The organism is Flavonifractor porci, from assembly GCF_037572415.1.
In the GTDB taxonomy this organism is placed as follows: domain Bacteria; phylum Bacillota; class Clostridia; order Oscillospirales; family Oscillospiraceae; genus Flavonifractor; species Flavonifractor porci.
In genome coordinates this window covers 1-14,844 of record NZ_JBBHLB010000001.1, presented here as the reverse complement: position 1 = coordinate 14,844, position 14,844 = coordinate 1, and the positions used below count along the sequence as shown (strand labels likewise).

At 60.8% G+C, this 14,844-nt stretch carries 12 protein-coding genes; 9 read left to right on the top strand and 3 right to left on the bottom strand.

All coding sequences use genetic code 11. From position 1 onward, the window contains the following. Positions 1-77: 77 nt before the first annotated feature. Genes WHJ28_RS00060 through WHJ28_RS00050 form a run of 3 tightly spaced genes read right to left on the bottom strand, consistent with a single transcriptional unit; the run spans position 78 to position 3,251 of the window. Positions 78-593, bottom strand: coding sequence for a DUF4358 domain-containing protein (locus WHJ28_RS00060; RefSeq protein ID WP_340039087.1), 516 nt, complete (start codon positions 591-593; stop codon positions 78-80). Then, positions 578-3,067, bottom strand: coding sequence for an ATP-dependent Clp protease ATP-binding subunit (locus WHJ28_RS00055; RefSeq protein WP_340039085.1), 2,490 nt, complete (start codon positions 3,065-3,067; stop codon positions 578-580). Before WHJ28_RS00055 ends, WHJ28_RS00060 begins: the two co-directional genes overlap by 16 nt. Continuing rightward, complete coding sequence (locus tag WHJ28_RS00050; RefSeq protein WP_340039083.1) at positions 3,060-3,251, bottom strand: hypothetical protein; 192 nt, start codon at positions 3,249-3,251, stop codon at positions 3,060-3,062. Before WHJ28_RS00050 ends, WHJ28_RS00055 begins: the two co-directional genes overlap by 8 nt. A 144-nt stretch (positions 3,252-3,395) precedes the next feature. Here WHJ28_RS00050 and fdxA point away from each other — a divergent pair, with 144 nt between their 5' ends. The 9 genes from fdxA to cls all read left to right on the top strand — a co-directional run bounded on the left by fdxA (position 3,396) and on the right by cls (position 14,701). Further along, on the top strand, positions 3,396-3,566 hold the full coding sequence (fdxA, locus tag WHJ28_RS00045; protein WP_087189254.1) for a 4Fe-4S ferredoxin: 171 nt from the start codon (positions 3,396-3,398) through the stop codon (positions 3,564-3,566). Between the two features lie 114 nt (positions 3,567-3,680). Beyond that, positions 3,681-4,970: a branched-chain amino acid transport system II carrier protein gene (brnQ, locus tag WHJ28_RS00040; RefSeq protein WP_340039076.1), complete on the top strand. Its 1,290-nt coding sequence runs from the start codon at positions 3,681-3,683 to the stop codon at positions 4,968-4,970. A 115-nt stretch (positions 4,971-5,085) separates the two neighbouring features. After that, positions 5,086-5,835 (top strand): glycoside hydrolase family 25 protein, encoded by a 750-nt coding sequence (locus tag WHJ28_RS00035; protein WP_340039075.1) that lies wholly within the window; start codon positions 5,086-5,088, stop codon positions 5,833-5,835. 63 nt (positions 5,836-5,898) lie between these two features. After that, positions 5,899-6,813 carry a UDP-N-acetylmuramate dehydrogenase gene (gene murB / locus WHJ28_RS00030; protein WP_340039074.1) on the top strand — a complete coding sequence of 305 codons (915 nt, stop codon included), beginning with the start codon at positions 5,899-5,901 and terminating at the stop codon, positions 6,811-6,813. A gap of 11 nt (positions 6,814-6,824) precedes the next feature. After that, on the top strand, positions 6,825-7,685 hold the full coding sequence (gene rapZ / locus WHJ28_RS00025; RefSeq protein ID WP_340039073.1) for an RNase adapter RapZ: 861 nt from the start codon (positions 6,825-6,827) through the stop codon (positions 7,683-7,685). A gap of 13 nt (positions 7,686-7,698) precedes the next feature. Beyond that, positions 7,699-8,715: a gluconeogenesis factor YvcK family protein gene (locus WHJ28_RS00020; RefSeq protein WP_340039072.1), complete on the top strand. Its 1,017-nt coding sequence runs from the start codon at positions 7,699-7,701 to the stop codon at positions 8,713-8,715. A 12-nt stretch (positions 8,716-8,727) separates the two neighbouring features. Next, positions 8,728-9,621 carry a DNA-binding protein WhiA gene (whiA, locus tag WHJ28_RS00015; RefSeq protein ID WP_340039071.1) on the top strand — a complete coding sequence of 298 codons (894 nt, stop codon included), beginning with the start codon at positions 8,728-8,730 and terminating at the stop codon, positions 9,619-9,621. Positions 9,622-9,654: 33 nt separating this feature from the next. Next, entirely contained in the window at positions 9,655-13,131 is a 3,477-nt protein-coding gene (locus WHJ28_RS00010) for a DNA polymerase III subunit alpha (protein WP_340039070.1), read from the top strand. Positions 13,132-13,156: 25 nt separating this feature from the next. After that, entirely contained in the window at positions 13,157-14,701 is a 1,545-nt protein-coding gene (gene cls, locus WHJ28_RS00005) for a cardiolipin synthase (protein WP_340039069.1), read from the top strand. The last annotated feature ends 143 nt before the right edge of the window (positions 14,702-14,844 follow it).

Sequence of the window (14,844 nt, the reverse complement as noted above, 5' to 3'; positions counted from 1 at the left end):
CGGACGCTCCTATTATATTACATCCCCGAAAAAGCCGCAACCCTTGAAAGCCGTGGCTTTCAAGGGCTGCTCGCTGATCAGGTGCCGGCTTCTATGGCCGTTTTGATATTCTTCAGCACCTGGTCCGAATCCTCACACATAACCATCAGAACCGTGCCGTCCTCCAGGGTCTCCAGCCCGGCCTTTTCCGCAATGGCATACTGGTCGGCCAGGTAAGTCTGGAAGTTGCTCTTCTGCCGGTCGATAAAAGCCTGCAGTCCGTCCACCACCGCAGCCTCCCGTCCTTCAGCGGGCAGGATGGCCGCAATACCATAGGCCTTCACGTTCATGGGCGATACCGCGATGGCATAGGCGGTCATGTCCTCCTCAGTGACTCCAATCAGGCCAAAGATGGCGGGGGCCAGTTCCTCCTCTCCCGAGGTTACCACCGGCACGGCCTCGTTCATTTCCGCATCCCGGGCGTTTTCAATCGCGGTCTGATAGAGTTCTGTTCGCTCCTCCGCTGTCAGCATCTTTGGCTCCTTCATCTTCTCTCCGCAGCCAGCCAGCAGAAGCAGCAAAATCGCCAGAGGGAGCATCAGTTGTTTTCGCATGGTTTCTTCTCCTTTTCCATTTCTTGTTTCCGCAGCGTCAGCGTCTCTCCCGCCCGGTCCACTACCAGGGTATCGCCCCGGACCGCCTTACCTCCCAGCAGCAGCTCCGCCGCGGGGTCCTCTACCCGGGCGCGGATGGTCCTGCGCAGAGGCCGTGCTCCGTAGTCCGGGTCGAACCCCAGCTGTGCCAGAACATCCAGGGCCTCGTCGGTCCAAGTCAGGGTAACTCCAAGAGCCTTAAGCCGCTCCCCCACCCGGGAGAGCAGGCGGCGGGCAATGGCTTTGATCTCACTGCGGCCCAGCTGGGTAAAGACAATGGTCTCGTCCAGACGGTTGAGAAATTCCGGCCGAAACACCTTTTTCAAATCCTCCAGCACCGCGCTGCGCAGCTCTTCCGGCGTCCGGGTCTCCCCGTCCCGGTGCTCGGCGGCGGAAAAGCCCAGTTTGCTGCCTTTCGTGGTAATCTTGGCCGCACCTACGTTGGAGGTGAGCACCACCACAGCGTTGCGGAAGTCGGCTTTACGGCCCTGAGAGTCGGTCACCACTCCATCCTCCATGATCTGGAGCAGGATGCCCCACACATCGGGATGCGCCTTCTCGATCTCATCAAAGAGCACCACACAGTAGGGCCGCCGCCGCACCTTCTCCGTGAGTTGTCCCCCCTCCTCATGGCCCACATAGCCCGGCGGGGAGCCGATGAGCCGGGAGATAGCGTGCTTCTCCATATATTCCGACATATCAAATCGGAACAGGGCTTCCTCGCTTCCAAAGAGAGCCCCTGCCAGGGCACGGCTCAGCTCGGTCTTGCCCACGCCGGTGGGGCCCAGGAACAGAAAGCAGCCGGTGGGCCGCTCTGGCTCCTTCAAGCCCACCCGCCCCCGGCGTACCGCCCGGGCCACCGCCTTGACGGCCTCCTCCTGTCCCACCACCCGGCGGTGGAGGTCCTCCTCCAGCCTGAGCAAGCGATCGCTCTCAGCCTGGGTCAGAGTAGTGACCGGGATGCCAGTCCACCCCGACACCACCGCCGCCACATCCTCGGCGCTCACAGCGCCGGTATTCTGGCCTGCCCGCCACAGGGCCTTCTGTTGGTCCAGCTCCCGGCGGAAATCCTCCTCCGCATCCCGCAGCATGGCGGCCTTCTCAAAGTCCTGGCTGCGGATGGCCTCCTCCTTCTCCCCCCTGGCCCGGGCCACCTTGTTCTCCAGCTCCCGCAGATCGGGGGGCGCTGCCAGCCGGTCCAGCCGTACCCGGGCCGCCGCTTCATCCATCAGGTCGATGGCCTTGTCAGGCAGGCGGCGATCCCCGATATACCGGCTGGACAGGGCCACGGCAGCGGTGATGGCCCCGTCGCTGATGGTGATACGATGATGGGCCTCGTAGCGGTCCCGCAGGCCAAAAAGGATGGCCTCAGCCGTCTCCTGATCAGGTTCGCCCACTACCACTGGTTGAAACCGCCGCTCCAGCGCGGCGTCCTTCTCAATATATTTGCGGTACTCCTCGGTTGTGGTGGCGCCGATGACCTGGATCTCCCCCCGGCCCAGAGCGGGCTTGATGATATTGGCCGCGTCGATGGCGCCCTCGGCTGAGCCCGCGCCCACGATATTATGGAGCTCGTCAATGAAGAGGATCACATCCCCCACCCGCCGCACTTCGGACATAACGTTTTTGACCCGTTCCTCAAACTCACCCCGGTATTTGGTACCTGCCACCATGGCGGACAGGTCCAGGGAGATGAGCCGCTTACGCTGCAATTCCTCCGGCACCTCTCCGGCAGCCATCATCCGGGCCAGCCCTTCCGCCACCGCCGTCTTGCCCACGCCGGGCTCCCCGATGAGGGCAGGGTTGTTCTTCTGCCGCCGGGACAGGATCTGGATCACCCGCCGGATCTCCTTGTCCCGCCCCACCACCGGGTCCAACTGGCCGCCGGCGGCCATTCGGGTCAGATCCCGGGCAAACTGCTCCAGCACCTTGGATTCTCCTGGGTAGTCCCGCTCGGTACGGGGTTTGCCGCTCCCCCGAAAGGCGGGCGGAGGGGCCTCCCCTCCCATAGCAGAGGACAGGTCGCTCCGCAGCCGGCGGGGTTCCACCCCAGCGGCGTCCAGCACCCGCACCGCCACGCCGTCCCCCTCCCGCAGGATGCCCAGCAGCAGGTGCTCCGTGCCCACATACTGGTGGCCCAGCCGCACCGCCTCGGTGAGGGAGAGCTCAATGATCTTTTTGCATCGCGGGGTAAGCCCCTGGGATGGGGCGCCCCCCGGCGTACCCACCCCCACCAGCTGGGCCACCATCTCCTTCAGATTCTCCGACTCCAAACCAGCGGCCTGGAGCACTTTGGAAGCCACTCCTCTGCCCTCTCTGGCCAGACCCAGCAGCAGATGCTCGCTGCCCACATAACCGTGGCCCAGTTCCGCCGCGCTCTCCTGAGCCAGCCGGAGAGCAGCCTGAGCACGCTGGGTAAACCGGGTCTCATTCATGCCGGCGCTTCGCCATCCCTTTCTCCAGGGAAAAAGCCTGTGCTTCTTCTTGACGGGCTTCATTCTTTGTGCCACGCCCCTTTTCCTTTGTTCTGTGCGGATGAGCCCCGCTGCACGGAGCCCCGTTCAGCTCAGGGGTCAAGTCCCCTGCCGCTTCCATGCGGAACATCGATGTCTTTTCCATCCGATCGCTCCCTTCCGGCTGCGTATCGCAGTTATCATTTTTCCCGCCAGAAAAAAATATACCCATGGTACGCACATTTTAGCATTGCAATTTTGAAAAGTTATGATACAATATCGTTAGCTTTGAAGTTTGGAGGTGTATCCAATGGCCTATGTCATCAGCGACGCTTGCGTGAGCTGCGGCGCTTGCGAGGGCGCTTGCCCCGTCGGTGCTATTGCTCAGGGCGATGACCACTACGTGATCGACGCCGGTTCCTGCATCGATTGCGGTACTTGTGCCGACACCTGCCCCACGGGTGCTATTTCCCAGGGCTAATTGACGCACTGCGAAAGAAAAACAGCGGCATACCACTGGTATGCCGCTGTTTTTACTTCCATGCCAAACCAACACCCGGGCTGTCAGCCCGTTTATTCAGAAAGAGAGGATTTTATGCAGCTTAAGGGCAAGAGCCTGCTTCTCGTGGGCCTCACACTGTTCTCCATGTTTTTCGGAGCAGGTAATCTGATTTTCCCGCCCGGCATTGCCGCCCAGGCAGGCACCGCTACCTGGCCCGCATTTCTGGGTCTGGCCGTCAGCGCCGTGGGTCTGCCGGTGCTGGGCGTGGTGGCAGTGGCCCGCGCCGGAGGTCTGGATACCCTGTGCAGCCGGGTCCACCCTCTCTTTTCCAAGGCCTTTACCATCGCCGCCTATCTGGCCATCGGCCCCTGCCTGGCCATCCCTCGCACCGCCACCACCTCCTTTGAGATGGCTGTGCCTCCCTTTGCGGGACCGGACGCTCCTCTGTCCCTCTTCCGGCTGATCTATTCCCTGGTGTTCTTTGCCGCCGCTCTGGTCATTGCCCTGCGGCCGGAAAAGCTCACCGACCGGCTGGGCAAGATCCTCTGCCCCATTCTGGTGGTCCTCATCGTGGTCACCTTTGCAGGCTGTCTGGTCAACCCTCTGTCCGGCTATGGAGCCGCCTCCGGCGACTATGTGACCCACCCGGTGGTCAAGGGTTTCCTGGAGGGCTACCAGACCATGGATACCATTGCCGCGCTGGCCTTTGGTATTGTGATCGCAGTCAATATCCAGGCCAGGGGAGTCAGCGAGGACAAAGCCGTAATCAAGGGCACCATCCGTTCCGGCTTTATCGCCGGGGCCATGCTGCTGGTGGTCTATGCCATGCTGTCTCACATCGGTGCTCTGTCCGGCGGCGCAGTCCCCAACCCCACCGACGGCGCCGCCGCCCTCACCAATGTGGTGGGCCTGCTGTTTGGCCCTCTGGGCAACGCCCTGCTGGCCGCCATCTTCATCATCGCCTGCTTCAATGTGTGCGTTGGCCTGATCAGCTCCTGCGGCGAGTTCTTCCACAAGCTCTTCCCCCGTCTCAGCTACCGGGGCTGGGCGATTCTGTTCGCTGTGGTCAGCATGGTGATCTCCAATGCCGGTCTGGCTCAGATCATTTCCGTGTCGGCTCCTGTTCTGGGGGTACTCTACCCTATGGCTATCGTGCTCATCGCCCTGTCCTTCTTCCAGCGCTGGCTGGAAGGGCGGCGGATGGTCTATCCGGTGGCCATTCTCTTTGCCGGCGTGGCCAGCCTGTTCTATGCCCTCCAGGGCATCGGCCTTCCCCTCTCCTTCCTGACCTATGTGCCTCTGGCCTCCATGGGTCTTGGCTGGGTGCTCCCCGCCGTTGTGGGCATCCTGCTTGGTCTGCTCCTATCCATCAAAAAGCGCTGATTCTACTCCAGCGGGATACTGCATAGGCGGTATCCCGCTGGTTTTTGCTTGCCTTTTCCCCCGCATCCGGGTATCATATTGTCTATTGAATCCCTATCCTGTTTGGTGATGCTTTTTGAGACGAGTTTTCCGCATCCTGCGGCGTACAATATTGATCCTTCTTCTGGTGGGAGCAATCCTCCTGCTGGGCTTTTTCTTCCTGCGCTGGCGCGGGCTGATTCTGTACTCCCACGAATCCAATCCGGACCAGTGGGAGGTATTTGGTGTGGACGTATCCTCCTATCAGGGGACGGTGGACTGGCACGCCCTGGCACGCCAGGGTGTGGATTTTGCCTTTATCAAGGCTACGGAAGGCTCCCTCCTTCAGGACAAGCAGTTTGCCTCCAACTGGAACGGTTCCCTGAAGGCCGGAGTCCGGCCCGGCGCCTACCACTTCCTCAGCTATGACAGTCCCGGCGAGACCCAGGCTGACAACTTTATTTCCATGGTCCCGGTCACCGAGGGGACATTGCCTCCGGTGGTGGATATTGAATTTTACGGTGAATACCTGGAGAATCCGCCGGAGAAGGCCCAGGTCCAGAGCATTCTGGACCCTCTGCTGGCACGGCTGGAGGCGCACTATGGGGTCAAGCCCATTCTCTATGTGACCTACCGCTCCTACTACAGCTACCTCACCGACGCCAAATACGCCGATTATCCGGTATGGTGTTCCAGTCCCACAGTGTTCCCGCTGGTGCCCCGGTGGCATTTTTGGCAGTACTCCCATTCCGCAAAACTGGAGGGCTACACCGGCGCTCAGCCCCTCATTGATCTAAACGTATTTCGAGGCAGCAAGGAGCAATTTGAAGCTTTCGGTCTGGGATAAGAACTTCTAATTTCCCCCTGTTTTTGATATAATACCAGTACGCAACACTGTAAGGAGGCCCCTATGGACCGTTTTGATACTCTGATCCAGGAACTGCGCCGCCGCATCCCTCAGCTGGAACTGCGGGAGCAGGAGCCTATGTCGTCCTATACCACCTTCCGCATCGGCGGTCCAGCCCGACTGATCGCTCTGCCCAGAAGCCGGAAGGAGGCTATTGCCGCAGTCCAGGCGGCCAGAGAACTGGACATCACCCCCTTCTTTCTGGGCAACGGCAGCGACCTGCTGGTGTCCGATCAGGGGTATGACGGTTTTGTCCTGAAAACCTCCGGACTGGATGATGTACGGGAGGTAAACCGTCGTCTGCGGGCGGAGAGCGGCATTCCTCTAGCCCGGCTGGCCATGGCGGCCCTGGGCAGAGACCTGACCGGCCTGGAGTTTGCCCACGGCATCCCCGGCACCCTGGGAGGCGGCGTCACCATGAATGCCGGCGCCTACGGCGGCGAGCTGGTCCAGGTGCTCACCTCCGTCACCTTCCTCAACGAGGCCGGCGACGTGATCACTCTGCCTGTGGAGGAGTGCGCCCTCACCTACCGGCACAGCCTGTTTACCGACCATCCGGAATGGCTCATTCTGGAGGCCGAGTTTGCCCTCACCCCCGGAGACCCCGCTGCAATCAAAGCCAAAATGGACGAGTTGGCCCAGAAGCGCCGTTCCAAGCAGCCCCTGGACCTGCCCAGCGCGGGCAGCACCTTCAAACGCCCCGAGGGCCACTTTGCCGCCGCTCTCATTGAGCAGTGCGGCCTGAAAGGCGTGGGCGTGGGGGGGGCTCAGGTATCGGAAAAGCACGCCGGCTTTGTGGTCAACTGCGGTGGGGCCACCGCCGACGATGTGCGCCGGCTGATGGAGCTGATCCAGAACACCGTACTCCGCGAGACCGGCATTACTTTGGAACCAGAAGTGAAGTTTTTGGGTTTTTGAGGTGAGTTCCTATGGATTTTATTATTATTTCCGGTCTGTCCGGCGCAGGCAAGAGTAAAACCGCCTCCTTCCTGGAGGATATCGGCTTTTATGTGGTCGACAATATGCCCGCCCCCCTGATCCCCAAATTTGCTGAGCTGTGCATGGCAAATCCCTCCCGGTATGACCGGGTGGCTCTGGTCACCGACATCCGGGGCGGTCAGACCTTCGACGGGCTGTTCTCCGCTCTGGACGCTCTCCAGGAGATGGGTTGTGAGTACAAGATCCTCTTCGTGGAGGCCAGCGTGGAGACCATCATCAAGCGGTACAAAGAGACCCGCCGCAGCCATCCCCTGGCCGGCTCAGCACACTCTTTGGATGAGGCCGCCCGGCTGGAGCGCACCGTCCTCTCCCCTGTCCGCCAGCGGGCGGAGTACATCATCGATACCTCCGCCCTCTCCACCGCCAAGCTGCGGGGGGAGGTGCTGCGCCTCTTCAGCCACGGCGGCGATACCCCGGAGATGAGCGTCAGCGTCACCTCCTTCGGCTTCAAGTACGGCATCCCCATCGAGGCCGACCTGGTGTTTGACGTGCGCTTTCTGCCCAATCCCTATTACATCGCCGAGCTGCGCCACCAGACCGGACTGGACGACGGGGTATACGACTTTGTATTCGGCTATCGTCAGACCACTGAATTTATGAACTATCTGGAGAATCTCATCGGTTTCCTCCTTCCCCTCTATGTGGCAGAGGGCAAGGCGGCCCTGGTCATCGCCGTGGGCTGTACCGGCGGACAGCACCGCTCGGTAGCCATTACCCACGCTCTGGCTGAGTTCATCAAGCAAAAGGGCTATCAGGCCACCGAAAATCACCGGGACATGACCCGGGCGTAAAGGAGGCGCCGCCGTGTATCAGTCCTTTTATGAGCGCCGCTGGGCCCAGGGACCCAAGGTCGTCGCCATCGGCGGCGGCACCGGTCTGTCCACCATGCTCCGCGGTTTGAAAAACCACACCAAGAACCTGACCGCCATCGTCACCGTGGCCGACGATGGCGGCAGCTCCGGTATGCTGCGGCAGGATCTGGGGATGCCCCCTCCGGGAGACATCCGCCACTGCATGGAGGCCCTGGCCAACGCCGAGCCTTTGATGCAGCAGCTGCTCACCTACCGCTTCCCCCAGGGCTCCGGCAACCTCACCGGCCAGTCCTTCGGCAATCTGATCCTGGCCGCCCTTAACGGGATCTCCGGCTCCTTTGACGAGGCGGTATCCAAAATGAGCCAGGTTCTGGCCATCACCGGCCGGGTACTGCCTGTGACCAACGCCGACGTGGTGCTGGAGGCCACCTTTGAGAATGGCACCAGAGTCCAGGGCGAATCCAAGATCAGCGACTTTAAAAAGGCCCAGGACTGCCGCATCCAGGGTGTGCGTCTGCTCCCCGAGCATCCCAAAGCCCTGCCCGAGGCCATCCGGGCTATCCAGGAGGCCGACCTGATCCTGCTGGGGCCCGGCTCCCTGTACACCAGCGTCATTCCCAATCTGCTGGTGGACGGCATTTCCGAAGCGGTATGCGCCTCCAAGGCTCTGAAGATCTACATCTGCAATATTATGACTCAGGATGGCGAGACCGAGGGTATGACCGCCTCCGACCATGTGAAAGCACTGCTGCGCCACTCCGGTCCCTGCCTCATTGATATCTGTCTGTGCAACTCCGCCCCGGTGCGCCCCGGCCTGCTGGAGCGGTACAAGGAGGAGGACTCTGCCCCCATCATCGTGGACAAAGACGCCATTGAGGCTCTGGGGGTAGAGCTGGTCACCCGTCCTTTGGCCTCTGAAACCCTGGACTACGCCCGCCACTCCTTTGCCCGGCTGTCCGCCGCGGTGATGGATCTGTACCAGGAGCGGGCCTCCACTCGGATTCTGTAAGGAGGGCGTATCATGTCCTTTTCCACCCAGGTCAAGGCGGAACTGTGCCGCGCCTCCCTCAACCGAAAATGCTGCGCCCAGGCGGAGGCTTACGGGGTACTGCTCTACTGCTCCCTGTCCACCCCCACCGAGGTCCGCATCACCACCGAGTCGCCGGAGTTTGCCGACCGGCTGCCCCAGCTTTTTCAAAAGGCCTTTCAGGTGCGCTTTGACCGTCTGCCCGCAGAGGGGGCGGGCAAGCGCATCTTTTCCATCACGGATCCGGACAAGCTGTCCGCCCTCTGGTCTGTTTTTGGACATGATCCGGCGGAGGCGCTGGTCCATCACATCAATTACGCCGTTTTGGAGGAAGATCACTGCCGTACCGCCTTCCTCCGGGGCGCCTTTCTGGCGGGCGGCTCAGTGACTGACCCGGCCAAGCGCTACCATCTGGAACTGGCCACCTCCCATCTGTCGGTGAGCCGGGAACTCCATGCCCTGCTGCTGGAGATGGGCTTCTCCCCCAAGGAAAGCCACCGCAAGGCCAACGCCATCACCTATTTCAAGCAGAGCAACGCCATTGAGGACTTTCTCACCGCCATGGGAGCCCCGTTGGCCGCTATGGATCTGATGAACGCCAAGGCGGAGAAGGACCTGCGGGGCAGCATCAACCGCCGGGTCAACTGTGACGCCGCCAACCTGGACAAGGCGGTGGACGCCGCCCAGGGCCAGATCGAGGCCATCTACAAACTGGAGGAGCGGGGGATGCTGGAAGATCTGCCGGACAAGCTGAAAGAGGCTGTGGACCTGCGGATGGCCCACCCGGAGCTCACCCTGTCCCAGCTGGCCGAGCTGTGCGATCCGCCGGTCAGCAAATCCGCGTTCAATCACCGACTGCGCAAGCTGGTGGAACTTTCCAAACAATAACCCCCATTTTCATATTCCCAAGGAGGTATCCCCATGTCCTTTGTCCACCTTCACGTCCATACCGAGTTCTCCCTGCTGGACGGCGCCTGCCGCATTCCCCTGCTGGTCAAGCGGGTGAAGGAGCTGGGTCAGCCTGCCGTGGCCATCACCGACCACGGGGTTATGTACGGCGTGGTGGACTTCTACAAGGCCTGCAAGGCGGAGGGCATCAAGCCCATCATCGGCTGCGAGGTCTATGTGGCCCCCCGGGGCCGTACCGACCGGGTCCACGAGCTGGACGCCGCCATGAACCACCTGATCCTGCTCTGCCGCAACGAGGAGGGCTACCGCAACCTTTGCTACCTGGACTCCTGCGCCTTTACTGAGGGCTTTTATATCCGCCCCCGCATCGACAAGGAGCTGCTGCGGCAGCACTGCGCCGGACTCATCGCCCTGTCGGCCTGCCAGTCCGGCGAGGTGCCCCGGCGCATTCTGGCCGGAGACTACGGGGGAGCCAAGGCCATCGCCCTTGAAATGCGGGCGCTCTTTGGGGAGGACGGCTACTATCTGGAGCTTCAGGACCACAACCTGCCCAATGACCCCGCCATCAACCAGGGGCTGATCCGCATCCACCAGGAGACCGGCATCCCCCTGGTGGTGACCAACGACGCCCACTACCTCCGCCGGGAGGATGCCCAGATGCAGGACACCCTCATGTGTATCCAGATGGGCAAGACGGTGGACGACCCCAACCGCCTGAAGATGGAGACCAGCGAACTCTATGTAAAATCCACCGAGGAAATGGCCGCCCTCTTCCCGGACTGGCCGGAGGCAGTGGAAAACACCCTGAAGATCGCCGATCTGTGCAACATGGACTTCCAGTTCGGCACCTATCACCTGCCGGAATTCAAGCTGCCCGAGGGCTACACCGACGGGGACGCCTATTTTGAGAAGCTGTGCCGGGAGGGGTACGCCCGCCGCTACCCTGACGATCCCGAGGGGTACCAGGACCGTCTGGCCTACGAGATGGGAGTCATTCGTCAGATGGGCTTTGTGGACTACTTCCTTATCGTTTCTGATTTTATTGGGTATGCTAAAAGCCAGGGCATCTCGGTGGGCCCCGGCCGTGGCTCGGCGGCAGGCTCCATGGTGGCCTACTGCATGAACATCACCGATGTGGACCCCATGAAGTACTCCCTCTACTTCGAGCGCTTCCTCAACCCCGAGCGTGTCACCATGCCCGATATTGATATCGACTTCTGTATCCGCCGGCGGCAGGAGGTCATCGAGTACGTCCAGCGCAAGTACGGCGAGGACCACGTGGCTCAGATCGTCACCTTTGGTACCATGGCTGCCCGAGGGGCCATCCGGGACGTGGGCCGGGCTCTGAATATCCCCTACGCCGACGTGGACACGGTGGCCAAACAGGTGCCCAGCGGCCCCGGCGCCCTCCACATCACCCTGGATCAGGCCCTCCAACTGTCCAAGCCTCTGAAGGATCTCTACGAGGGGGACGGGCGGGTAAAGGAACTCATCGACACCGCCAAGGCCATCGAGGGAATGCCCCGCCACGCCTCCACCCACGCCGCCGGCGTGGTCATCACCCGCAAGCCGGTGATGGACTATGTGCCCCTGGCCAAAAACGACGAATCGGTGGTCACCCAGTATGTCATGACCACACTGGAAGAGCTTGGCCTCCTGAAAATGGACTTTTTGGGCCTGCGGAACCTGACCATCCTGGACGACACGGTGAAGCTGGTGGCTCAGAAGCACCCCGGCTTCTCTCTAGCCAACATCCCGGACAACGATCCGGAGGTGTTCCAGATGCTGTCCGACGGCAAGACCTCCGGCGTGTTCCAGATGGAATCGGCTGGCATGACCGGGGTATGCGTGGGTCTGAAGCCCCACAACATCGAGGATATCACCGCTATCATCGCCCTCTACCGCCCCGGCCCCATGGACTCCATCCCCCGGTTCATCGCCTGCAAGCACAATCCGGACAAGGTGAAGTACAAGCACCCCGCCCTGGAGCCCATCCTGTCAGTGACCTACGGCTGCATCGTGTACCAGGAGCAGGTCATTGAGATCTTCCGCCGTCTGGCGGGATACACCATGGGCCAGGCCGACATGGTGCGCCGGGCCATCTCCAAAAAGAAGAAGGCCCAGATCGAGAAGGAGCGACACACCTTTGTCCACGGCGACCCCGAGCGGAACATCGCCGGCTGCATGGCAAACGGCATCCCCCAGCAGACCGCCGAGGATATCTATGACGAGATCGAGGCCTTCGCTCAGTATGCCTTCAACAAGGCCCACGCGGTGAGCTACGCCATCGTGGCCTACCACACCGCCTGGTTCAAGTGCCACTATACCAAGGAATACATGGCCGCCCTCCTCACCTCAGTGCTGGACTCCAGCGAAAAGGTGGCCGAATATATTGCCGAATGCAAGGACTGCGGCATTCCACTCCTCCCCCCCGACATCAACGAATCCGGGGCCGACTTCACCGTGTCCGGCGACCACATCCGCTTCGGTCTGGTGGCCGTCAAGGGCGTGGGCCGTGGCTTCATCAATGATGTACTGACCGAACGAAAGAAGGGCGCTTTCACTTCCTTCCCCGACTTCTGCCAGCGGATGTTTGACTCCGACCTGAACAAGCGGGTGCTGGAAAGTCTCATCAAGTGCGGCGCCTTTGACAGCATGGGAATCTTCCGCTCCCAGCTGCTGGACGCCTATGAGTCTCTGGTAGACTCCATCGCCCAGAACAAGCGCAAGAATCTGGAGGGGCAGTTCGATCTCTTCGGCGGCGGCGGGGACGAGCCCCAATCCGCTCCCCAGCTCAACCTGAAACATATTCCCGAGTTCTCCCGCCGGGAGCTGATGACCATGGAGAAGGAGACCACCGGTCTCTATCTGTCCGGCCACCCCATGGACGAGTACCGGGACCTGGTGAAAAAACGGAAGGTGGCCTCCATCGGCGCCATTCTCTCCGACTTTGCCCAGGAGGGCGGTCCCACCACCTTCCGGGACGAGCAGCGGGTGACCATTGCCGGCGTGGTGTCCGCCTCCCGTACCCGCACCACCCGCAACAATACGCTGATGGCCTATGTCACCCTGGAGGACGACACCGGCTCCATGGAGATGCTGGTGTTTGCCCGTGCTCTGGGCGAGTGCGGCCCCTATCTGAAGGAAAATGTGCCGCTGCTGGCCGAGGGGCGCATCTCGGTGCGGGACGAAAAGGCCCCTCAGCTTATGTGCGACCGGGTACAGCCCTTGGACCACCTGCGGGACGGCTGCGAGGAGCCGGACCAGCCTGCGGTGAAGATCAAAAAGCTATACATCCGCATCCCCAGCCTGGAGGACCCCTACTGGCGCCGGATCAAGCTGGTACTCACCATGTTCCCCGGCACGGAACAGCTGGTGATCCGCTGCGCCGACACCGGCAAGCTGCTGTCTGCCCCCTGTGTGATCCATCCAGCCCTCGTGGAAGAACTGAAGGAACTGCTGGGCGGGGAAAATGTGGTGGTGAAGTAACCGTCATGCGGTAAGGAGTGACCCAGTGAACGTTAAAAAGCTATCTTCCTTTCTCTTTCAGCGCTCGGTCATCGTGGCGGTGCTGATCCTCTTGCAAGCTGCGGTGCTGTTGGTACCTATGATATGGGCCTGGAGTTACTATGTCTATGTGTACTGGGCCTGTGTGGTACTGTCTCTGCTGGCTGTGCTGGTCATTGTTCGGCGGCAGACCGATCCGGGCTACAAAATCGCCTGGATCATCCCCATTCTGCTGTTCCCCATGTTCGGCTGGCTGGTCTACCTGCTGTGCGGCGGCAACAAGCTGTCCGCCCGGATGCGCCGGAAGATGCAGGGTATGGATCGCACCATGCTGGAGCAGCTGGAGGATGACTATAAGGCTAAAAAGCTCTCCGTGCTGAGCCAGGATGCGGTGAATCAGGCCCGCTATCTGGAGCGGTACGCCCGCTGCCCGGTATATACCAACACCTGGACACGGTACTTTGCTCTGGGAGACGACGCCTTCCCCGCCATGCTGGAGGAATTGAAAAAGGCCAAGCGCTATATTTTCCTGGAGTATTTTATCCTGGCCCCCGGTGTATTCTGGGACTCCATCGTGGAGGTTTTGAAGGAAAAGTACGCCGCCGGCGTGGACGTGCGGGTGATCTATGACGATGTGGGTTCCCTTGGCACCCTGCCCGCCAATTACGCCGAAAAATTCGAGCAGGAAACCGGTATCCCCTGCTGCTGCTTTAACCGCTTTAAACCGGTCATTTCGATCCGTATGAACAACCGTGACCACCGGAAGCTGTGCATCATCGACGGCCACACCGCCTTTACCGGCGGCATCAATCTGGCGGATGAGTATATCAACCAAAAGCTGCGCTACGGCCACTGGAAGGACAGCGCCATCCTGGTAAAGGGCGAGGCGGCCTGGAGCATGACGGTGATGTTTCTCACCATGTGGGAATATATCCGGGAGGTCAAGGTGGACTATGCCGCCCTGCGGCCCACCTCCCTGCCTCCCGAGGCCGCTCTGGGATCGGATTGCTTTGTGCAGCCCTATGCCGACAATCCCCTGGACAACGAGCCGGTGGGTGAAACAGTGTATCTCAACTTGATCTCCAAAGCCAAGCGGTATATCTATATCATGACACCCTATCTCATCGTCAGTGACAGCGTCAATACCGCTCTGTGCAACGCCGCCAAATCCGGGGTGGATGTGCGCATCATCACCCCCCACATCCCGGACAAAAAGCTGGTCTTTGAGCTGACCCGCTCCCACTACCAGCCTCTGCTGGAAGCGGGGGTACAGATTTTTGAGTACACCCCCGGCTTTGTCCACGCCAAAAATGTGGTATCCGACGACGTGTGCGGAGTGGTGGGCACCATCAACATGGATTACCGCAGTATGTTCCTGCACTTTGAGGACGCGGTCCTTCTCTACCAGGACCCCACGGTGCTGGATATCAAGGCCGACTTTCTGGCCACCCAGCTGGCCAGCCAGAAAATCACCCTGGAGCAGTGCCTGGAGCGGTCCTGGCCCCGTCGTCTGTTCCGATCCATCCTGCGGGTACTGGCGCCCCTGGTATAAACGAACACAGCCCCCGCGGCAAGATGATATGCTCCCCCTATAGGAGACAGTGAAATAAAACACTGCTTCTATAGGGGGAGATATTTATGTCCAGAAGTAAGGTGGCATACGAGAAGAAAATAGAGATTGTAAGGGATTATCTG